The following is a 1,041-nucleotide window of genomic DNA, read 5'->3' on the forward strand; positions in this document are numbered from 1 at the left end:
TCGCCCCATTTCTTGGGCAGTTCGGCATTAGGCTTTAACACATCGATCCCATCAAACTGTAGATCCGCCAATGTTGAGTAACCAGAATGGTTGATAACCGCATCCATCAAGACTTTGAGGCCACGTTTGTGCGCCTCTTCCACCAGCGTTTTTAAATCTTCTTCGTTACCGAAGTTCTCATCAATCTTGGTGAAATCGCGCGTCCAGTAGCCGTGGTATGCATAAAACGGGAATGAGCCACTATCGCCACCACCGACAAAGCCGTGCACTTGTTCAACGATTGGCGACAACCAAATCGCGTCTGTACCTAGGCTCTTGATGTAATCCAGTTTCTCAATTACACCTTTAAGGTCACCGCCGTGGAACGTGCCAACTTCATCTTTGCCGTCTTTTTTACGCCCATAACTGTTGTCGTTACTTGCGTCTGCGTTGTTGAAACGATCAACCATCACGAAGTAAATGTTCGCGTTTCGGTAATCAAATAGCACCGCCTCTTTGGTTTTCTGCACAGGCTCTAGCAGCACTAAGCCACCAGAGTCTTTACTTGGCGTCAGCGATACTTTCTGCTCTTTCACTTCAACCATTTGACCTGAATAAGCATCGCGTAACTTGGTGCCTTCAGGAAAGCTATCCCCCACAGCGATCGTCACTTCACCGCCTTGGTAGACTTCACATTGTACTTGCGGGATCGGGCGTTTAAATTCGGTTTTTGCTGCTTTTTTCGGCTCTCGCTTAAACAGCAACGTCTTAGCCGCGTCGTCATAAGCGAAGGAATAGTCGCCAGTAAAGCGAACTTTGAGTGGCACTTCGGTCGGCTTGCCACAATTTCGCGCGATAGGTTTGTTGAACTTCACTTTCTGACCATCAGGTGCAACGCAGTCGCCTTCAACGCCCGTGATTTTAAGCGTGTATCCGTCTTTGGTTAGAGGCACAACCAAAGGCTGCTCTGCACTTAGCGGGAAGTCACGGCTGTTGGTCGTGGTAGAAATGGTGATGTTTGGCTCGGCGATGGCACTTGCCGACGCAAGCAGTAAAGTAGTG

Annotated in this window: 1 protein-coding gene; it reads right to left on the bottom strand. The window is 49.0% G+C overall.

Annotated elements, in window-relative coordinates:
* Positions 1-1,041 (bottom strand): alpha-amylase family glycosyl hydrolase (locus R7P72_RS26085; RefSeq protein ID WP_318111159.1); only part of this gene is annotated, 1,041 nt, incomplete at both ends.

This window comes from Vibrio sp. Vb0888, assembly GCF_033338835.1.
Classification (GTDB): Bacteria; Pseudomonadota; Gammaproteobacteria; order Enterobacterales; family Vibrionaceae; genus Vibrio; species Vibrio alginolyticus.